This window comes from Paractinoplanes deccanensis, assembly GCF_016862115.1.
Lineage (GTDB): Bacteria > Actinomycetota > Actinomycetes > Mycobacteriales > Micromonosporaceae > Actinoplanes > Actinoplanes deccanensis.
In genome coordinates this window covers 23,572-30,878 of the sequence record NZ_BOMI01000088.1, presented here as the reverse complement: position 1 = coordinate 30,878, position 7,307 = coordinate 23,572, and the positions used below count along the sequence as shown (strand labels likewise).

Below are 7,307 nucleotides of genomic sequence, written 5' to 3'. Positions count from 1 at the left end.
TAGCGCGTGGCAGGCCCGGCCGACTCGCACGCCGTCAGCGTGCCCCTCGGCGACGAGCCGGTAGCGACCTTTGGGACACCATCTCCTCAACGGCGGCGAGCGTCGCAACGCGACGGCACTCTGGATGGGCTTTGTTTGTGTGCCCTCATTTGCCGCCGACCGTGCGCGGTGGCCTGCCCAGCGCCGTTACGCTGCGTGGCCGACGGTCTGTCTTGCCCCGCGACCTGAACTGCCGAGTGTCAGCGCACCGGGTCGAGCATGGGCAGCCACACCACGTGATTCATTTCCGCGGAGGATGACAACTATGTGATCAAATCGAAAGTATTGCGTCCCGAGGATCAGCCTTCTGCGGTTCACCCGCTCCGACGGGGTGCAACGGAGTGGCTAATTAGCGTTGGAGCTGCAATGGGCGTCGCGGCCGGTGCGGTCGCCTTCCTGTTCTGGTGTGAACAGTCGGGCTTCTACGGGGGTCTCCGTGACCGCGGAACAGGTAAGAGCGCGAGTAATAGGACCGTGCAATTGAGTGCAGGCGTGGCGTATTCGTGCTTTTACGTGCCAGCGTCGACTTTCGGAGCTGGCACGTCACTCTCGGACATAGTCACGCACGCTGAGCGTGATGCGGCGCCACCCTGAACTCATTCCGGAACTGTGGTGTGGTCCCCGGCGATCCGGCGGCCGGCCTGCGTGTCCTGCCGGGCGGCGAGCAACCGGCTGGGCACCGCCAACACCGCGTACAAACCGGCCATGCGCACGGCCAGGGCCCGGTGTGGGTGCGAGTGGCCGTGCCGGGTGAGCCGCGCCAGCCAGCGCCGCTCCCACTCCCGACTTGCCGCCGCGGCGCCGACCGAGACGACCACCGCGGTGATGACCACGCCGACGCCGACAGCACCCGCCAGGACAGCTCGCCGACGCCCCTCCGCCGCCTCCTCCTCGGACAGCTCGGCGGCCGGCAGCTCGATGCCGACATCCACAAAAGGAAGCCCGGAACGGGCACCCGGGACGGCACGCTCGGTGCCCGCAACGGTCGAGCGCCAGGCGCGAACCTCCGGAATCGCCCCGGCGGCGGCGATCGCCGCCAACGCCCCACGAGCCAGACGGCGACGAGCCGGGGACAGGTCGCCGGCCGCAACCCAGGCGCCGGCCGACGCAACGTCGAGTCCGGCGCCGGCAAGCGCACGCAAGTAGGGACGCCACGCGACGCCGCTCGGGATCCGAGTCATCCTTCGACGATAGAAGCCGCGGTCCACCGCCGGCCCGACACGGGCCATCGCCCCCGACTCCACCCCGCGCAGCTCCGGCAAGGCCGGATCCACTGCGCACATCTGCCGATGCGAGTGCGTCGAGTCGCTCTGTCCGTGCGCCGTCGTATCGTGTCACCGGGCGCGGGGAGGATGATGCGGTGTTTCGGCTGGAACGAGGAGTGACGGGTTTTCGCTCCGCCAAGGAGCCAGAGCTGCCAGAGGTCCCAGTCCGCACGTTCCGGCGTGGTTGCTACGAGGCCGCACGGGCCGCAGGTGGTGCCGTTGAACAGCTTCTTGGGAGCGCATATCCGCGCAGCTTCCACTCCGCCGTAGTCGTCACGTCGAATGACCAGCTCGCGATCCTCTGCAACGCCATGTACCCGCTGATCGCCTTCGCGGAAGTGGGCACCGGTGACCTCGAGCCGAAGGCCTTCGTCCACCCGCCGACCTGGGCCGCGAAGTTCTCCGAGATCGGCTTCGTCGTGATAAGTCGTCAGGTGCTCGACTCACCGCTCGGCGCCGTGGACACCGCCGCGTTGGGCAAGGCGGAGTGGATGCAGATTGATTCGTGGCGACCGGCCAGCGTGGGCGGAACGGTGTTCAACTCTTGGGACTGAGCTCCGGGAGACCGACGTACTCTTTCGCCGCGATGCGGGCGGCCTGACGACAAGTCAAGGCTCTGTCTCTGGAGGCTTGGGCTGTGCCCGGATCTTCAAGTGGAGCGCTGTCGGGTCTTGGCAAGCATTTCCGCAGTCCGGCGGACACGCAGCCCGATCAACGATCGCTCTTGGTCTCGTAATGCGTAGGTCGTCGGTTCGATTCCGGCAGGCGGCTCAAATGAGGCCCTGACCAGCCATGGTGCTGGCCAGGGCCTCGTCCGTTCTCGATGCCCTGAAGCCGTCATTGACGCGCGGGCGACCAGCTGGGCCACGCCCGCAGCGCCGGGCCAGGTGGTCAGGCGGCGCATTCTGATCGAGGCCGGCCATCGAAGTGTCACGTCCCTCGTCCGCTGTGGATACCTTCTGACACGGGGGGAGCCGGCGCGGGCCGAGGGGATGTGGCGGAGGGCTGGGCTGTGGAGTCGGAGCCGGGTTCTGGTCGTCTGTCTGGCGGTGGTGGCCGCGGGGACAGTGGCGGCGATCGGGTTCGGGCAGGTCGTCCGGGGTGCGGTCAGCTATCGCGACCTGGTTGACTTGATGGTGCGATGGCAGCACGCGCCGGCCCTGTGGTCGCGGGTCGCCTGGGCGGCCGGGCTGGCTGCGGGCGTCTGGGCGGTTGTCGGCGGGGTGATCAGGCGGGCCAGAGGCGCAGGAGGTATTCCTCGAGACCGGCCAGCCGGGCGTATTCGGACTCGATGTCGTCGCCGGCCTCGTCGGCGTCCCAGAGTTCCTGAACTTTCGCGGCGGCTCGGTCGCGGCCCCGGTGCCACGCCGTGACGTGGTATGGACCGGCGCCGGCCGGAAGTGACACGTGCTCGATGTAGCCGGGGGAGAGCGGGATCGGGCCGGCCGCGATGTTCTCGACAGCGAGCCGGCCCGCCGGGAATTCGACGGTGAGATCGCGGCGGCCCTCCCAACCGGCGCGGGGAGCGGTGTCGGGCGTGGTGTCCCACAGCTCGATGGTGACCGCTATCGCCAGGGTGTCCTGGCCGGCCTTCACCGCCACCCGCCAGCGGTTGCCGGCGATGATCGCCGCCTCGGAGTCGGCCACGCACTGACCGAGATCGGCCTCCTCGGAGCCGGACAGCGACGGGTCGGCGATGATCAGCCGGCCGTAGTAGGGCAGGGCCTCACCACGGTAGGTGCCCACGAGTGGCATGTTGCACCTTTCACCAACAGGTCGGGGCGGGCCGCGTCTGGTGCACTCGGAGGCGGCCTGTCCCGTGATTCGCCGCGGTCACGTGTTGCGCTTCCGGCCCGCGAATACGCGCGCTGTTCGACGCCCATGCGCGATCTCGGCAGGCGGTACGTCGTCTGTCTCACTCTAGGGACGCAGCATGCCGAGGAAGCCCGCGAAGTCCGGCGCCAGCGGCACGATCCCCCAGTCCACGCTCCAGAAGACGACCGACGGCTGGTCGTCGTCCGCGCGGTAGTCGAAGCAGAAGAAGTCGCCGCCCACATCGGCGGCGAACGGGATGATCCCCTCGTCCAGCACATCGAGCAGCGGAAAGATGGCGGCGACGATGTTGCTGACGAACGGCGAATCCTCGAAATGAAGCAGATGGTCGACCGCGGTGCCGAAGCCGTTGGGCAGGTCGATCCCGGCGGGGACCGGAGCGGCGCCCTGGTGGATCTGTGCGACAGCCAGAAAGTCCGGAGGCAGGCGGACCTCCAGTTCGTCCTGCGCCTGTCGCACCGCTGTGTCCGACGCCGGCTGGGGGTCATCGATCGCCCCGTCCACCCAGTCCACCATGGTGTGGCTCCTTCCGTTCCCGCCGTTCCAGTCCTGCAGACGCCGAGAAGAGTACGTAGCTCGGAGCTGCGCCATGACTGGCGACGCTGACGCAGGTCAGCGGCTGAAGGCGGCTGCGTTGTCCCGCGCCCAGTCGGCGAAGGCGAGGGCCGGCCGGCCCAGCAGCTCTGCCACGGTGCTGGTCGTAGGACCGGGGCGCATGCTGTAGTCGGCCAGCGAGCCGAGCCGGTCGGCTCGACGCTCGCAACATCGGTGTGCTCGTGCACGGTGATGCCGAGCCGGTCGAAGGCCTTGCGCAGGTGATCTTGCGCCTTGTCGCTCAGCCAGTCGCCGAGGCCGCCGCGGGCGGCGAGGGAGACCGCAAGGTCGGGCCGGGCTTCGGTGATCTCGGTGACGGTTTCGATGCCGGTGAGGCCACCGCCGACGACCAGGACGGTCCTGCCTGCTGCGAGGCCGGCCAGGCGGCTACGCAGCCGCAGCGCGGAACGCTTGCCCGCGATGAAGTGGGCGTGCTCGGCGACCCCGGGAACGCCGTAGTTGACGGCGCGTCAGCCGGCCGCCGCGGTCAGGATCTCGGTGACCACCTGGTCGGCGGCGTGGGGGCGGCCGTGGGCCGTGGCTGCCTGCGCCAGGGCGGCGCGCCGGTGCGGATCGGCCAGCAGGGCGGTCAGCGTGTCGCGCAGATGGTCTGGTGTGGCCTGGTCGCCGTCGAGCATGACGGCGGCGCCCTGCTCGGACAGGTGGCGGGCGGTGATGCGCTGTTCGTCGCCCGCCGAGTACGGGTAGGGGATGAGCACGCACGCCTTGCCCAGCGCCGTCAGCTCGGCGACCGTGCCGGCGCCGCTGCGGGCCACCACGACGGCGGCCGCCGCGAGCAGGTCGGGGAGCTCGTCGTGGATGAAGTCGACGACCCGGTAGCGGTGGGCCAGGTGCGGGGGCAGGGCGCTTGCCACCTGCTGCATCTCGGCGAGGCCGTGGCTGCCGCACTGGTGGACGATCTGGCAGTACGGCAGCAGGTGCGCCAGCGCGCCGGTGAGCATGCGGTTGACCTGCTGGGCGCCGGAGGCTCCGCCGGTGACCAGCACGAGCGGGACCGCCGGATCCAGGCCGTACGCGGCCAGGCCCTTGCCCGCGTCGCCTTGCAGCACCGCGGGGCGGATCGGGTTGCCGGTGACCACGGCGCGGCTGCGTGCCCGGGCCGGCAGGTGGTCGAGCGACGCCTCGTGGCTGAGCAGGACGCGGGTGGCGACCCGGGCCAGGATGCGGTTGGCCAGGCCGAGGCTCAGCGTCTGCTCGTGCAGCAGGTAGGGCACGCGGAACAGCGCCGCGGCCAGGCCGATCGGCACCGAGACGAAGCCGCCGGTGCTCAGCACGACCGCCGGGCGGACGCGGGCCACGGTGAGGGCGGCCTGGATGATGCCGAGCGGGATGCGGAACGCGTCGACGACGTTGCGGGCCAGCTCGCGCGGGTTGGGTGAGCGGCGCAGCTTGCCGGTGGTGACCGCCTTGAACGGGATGTTGTTGCGGGCGGCGATCGTGGCCTCGAGGCCGCCGGCGACGCCGACCCAGAGCAGCTCGGGGGCGGTGCCGGTCTCGGCGAGCCGGGCCTGGAGCGCGTTGACCGTGGTGAGCGCCGGGTACGTGTGGCCGCCGGTGCCGCCGCCGGTGACGATCATGCGGAGGGAGTGCAGGCGCTGGGTGCTGTAGAGGGACATCGTCGATCAGGCCGCGTGCTCGGTGCCACCGGGGACGAGGGTGACCTCGCCGTCGATGTGCTGGACGGTGAACAGGGTGCCGGGCGGATAGCTGCCCAGCACCTCGGGGGGCAGCTGGACCGTGCCGTCGCCGGCGACCACTGCGAAGTCCTGGCCGTCGCGGCCCTCGGCGCCCACTCGGCCGTCGCGGATGGTGACCGCGCGGCCCAGCCGGGCGCCCACCTCGTTGTCGTGGGTGACCACCACGATCGTGGTCTGCCGCTCGGCGTTGACGGTCTCCATGGCGGCCAGCACCTCGTCGCGGCCGGCGGTGTCGAGCCGGCTGGTGGGCTCGTCGACCAGCAGCAGGCCGGGCCCGGTGGCGATGCCCACGGCGAGGGCGGCGCGCTGCCGCCCGCCCGGGGTCAGGTCGGACAGCCGCTGGCGGCCCTGCCCCGGCAGCCCGACGAGGTCGAGGATGCGGTCAGGGTCGTCGAGCGTGATGCCCCGCGTGTGCGCGGCGCGGCGCTGCGCGAGCCAGATGTTGCGGTGCAATGACGCGTACGGCAGGAGGTTGCGCGCCGCGCCCTGCAGAACCACACCGATCTCGGTGCCCCGCAGCCGGCTGATCTCGCCGTCGGAGAGCTTGCCCATGTCGTACGTGCCGATGTTGATCCGCCCCGCCGAGGGCCGCATGAGCCCGGCGAGCAGGGCGATGAGCGTGGACTTGCCGGAGCCGGACGGCCCGACCAGCGCGATGGTCTCGCCCGGGGCGATGGAGAGGTCGACGCCGGCCAGCGCGACCACGTCGCCGGCCTCGGCCCGATAGATGTGCACCACGCGGCGGCAGGCCACGGCGAGTCCGTTCATGGCGCACACGCTAGCGAACGTGTCAGGTGGATGACGAGCCGCTACGGCTGCGCATTCTAGGGTGGGTGCGTGCGTGACATCGCCGTTTTCTCCGGATCCGCCCATACCGAACTGGCCGCCGAGATCTGCCACCACCTGGGTGTGCCGCTGCTGCCGACCAAGACTTCGCGGTTCGCGAACGACGCCATCGAGGTGCAGTTGCAGGGCAACTGCCGCGAGCGGGACGTCTTCCTCATCCAGCCGCTCGTGCCGCCGACGCAGGAGAACCTCGTCGAGCTTCTCTTCATGCTCGACGCGGCGCGGGGCGCGTCGGCCGGGCGCATCACGGTGGTGTTGCCCCATTACGCGTACGCCCGCAGCGACAAGAAGGACGCGCCGCGCATCTCGATCGGCGGCCGGCTGGTGGCGGACCTGCTGACGACGGCGGGCGCCGACCGGGTGCTGGCGATGACGCTGCACTCGCCGCAGGTGCACGGGTTCTTCAGCATCCCGGTCGACCACCTGCACGCGCTGCGCGAGCTGGCCGAACACTTCCAGGGGTACGACCTGAGCAACACCGTCGTGGTCTCGCCCGACCTGGGCAACGCGAAGGAGGCGGCGGCGTTCGCGCGGCTGCTCGGTGTGGGGGTGGCCGCCGGGGCGAAGCAGCGTTACGCCGACGACAAGGTCGTGATCAGTACGGTGATCGGCGACGTGGCCGGCAAGGACGTGATCGTCCTGGACGACGAGATCGCGAAGGGCAGCACGGTCTTCGAGCTCCTCGATCGCCTGCGCGAGCGTGACGTGCGCAGTGTCCGCGTGGCCTGCACGCACGGGCTCTTCGCCGCGAACGCCGTGCAGCGCCTCTCCGACGAGAAGGACGTCGAGGAGATCGTCTGCACCAACACGGTCCCGATCCCGGACGCCAACCGCACCGACAAGCTCAAGATCCTGTCGGTGGCGCCGGCCCTGGCCGAGGCGATGCGCCGCATCCACAACGGCGAGTCGGTGAGCGCGTTGTTCGCCTGAGTCCGCAGCGCCGCGAAACCGAAATCTCGGATTTGCCCGAACGGTGGAGACGACGGCGCCGAGGGGCGCCGCTTAGGGACGG

The 7,307-nt window shown here is 70.4% G+C and carries 7 protein-coding genes and 1 pseudogene; 2 read left to right on the top strand and 6 right to left on the bottom strand.

The window, feature by feature from the left end; genetic code table 11:
* Positions 1–635: 635 nt before the first annotated feature.
* Positions 636–1,220 carry a hypothetical protein gene (locus tag Ade02nite_RS23210; RefSeq protein WP_203767546.1) on the bottom strand — a complete coding sequence of 195 codons (585 nt, stop codon included), beginning with the start codon at positions 1,218–1,220 and terminating at the stop codon, positions 636–638.
* A gap of 179 nt (positions 1,221–1,399) precedes the next feature.
* Here Ade02nite_RS23210 and Ade02nite_RS23205 point away from each other — a divergent pair, with 179 nt between their 5' ends.
* Entirely contained in the window at positions 1,400–1,858 is a 459-nt protein-coding gene (locus Ade02nite_RS23205; protein ID WP_203767543.1) for a hypothetical protein, read from the top strand.
* Between the two features lie 673 nt (positions 1,859–2,531).
* Here Ade02nite_RS23205 and Ade02nite_RS23200 read toward each other — a convergent pair.
* From Ade02nite_RS23200 to Ade02nite_RS23180, 5 genes and pseudogenes are all read right to left on the bottom strand, one after another.
* Positions 2,532–3,059, bottom strand: a complete 528-nt coding sequence (locus tag Ade02nite_RS23200; RefSeq protein WP_203767540.1) for a hypothetical protein — start codon at positions 3,057–3,059, stop codon at positions 2,532–2,534.
* 165 nt (positions 3,060–3,224) lie between these two features.
* Positions 3,225–3,653: an SMI1/KNR4 family protein gene (locus Ade02nite_RS23195; RefSeq protein WP_203767537.1), complete on the bottom strand. Its 429-nt coding sequence runs from the start codon at positions 3,651–3,653 to the stop codon at positions 3,225–3,227.
* Positions 3,654–3,934: 281 nt separating this feature from the next.
* Positions 3,935–4,132, bottom strand: a pseudogene (locus Ade02nite_RS49490) (oxidoreductase); the annotation flags it as partial.
* Positions 4,133–4,201: 69 nt separating this feature from the next.
* Positions 4,202–5,368, bottom strand: coding sequence for a UDP-N-acetylglucosamine--N-acetylmuramyl-(pentapeptide) pyrophosphoryl-undecaprenol N-acetylglucosamine transferase (locus Ade02nite_RS49485; RefSeq protein ID WP_239168985.1), 1,167 nt, complete (start codon positions 5,366–5,368; stop codon positions 4,202–4,204).
* Between the two features lie 6 nt (positions 5,369–5,374).
* On the bottom strand, positions 5,375–6,217 hold the full coding sequence (locus tag Ade02nite_RS23180) for an ABC transporter ATP-binding protein (protein ID WP_203767534.1): 843 nt from the start codon (positions 6,215–6,217) through the stop codon (positions 5,375–5,377).
* Between the two features lie 69 nt (positions 6,218–6,286).
* Here Ade02nite_RS23180 and Ade02nite_RS23175 point away from each other — a divergent pair, with 69 nt between their 5' ends.
* Complete coding sequence (locus tag Ade02nite_RS23175) at positions 6,287–7,225, top strand: ribose-phosphate diphosphokinase (protein WP_203767518.1); 939 nt, start codon at positions 6,287–6,289, stop codon at positions 7,223–7,225.
* Positions 7,226–7,307 lie beyond the last annotated feature (82 nt).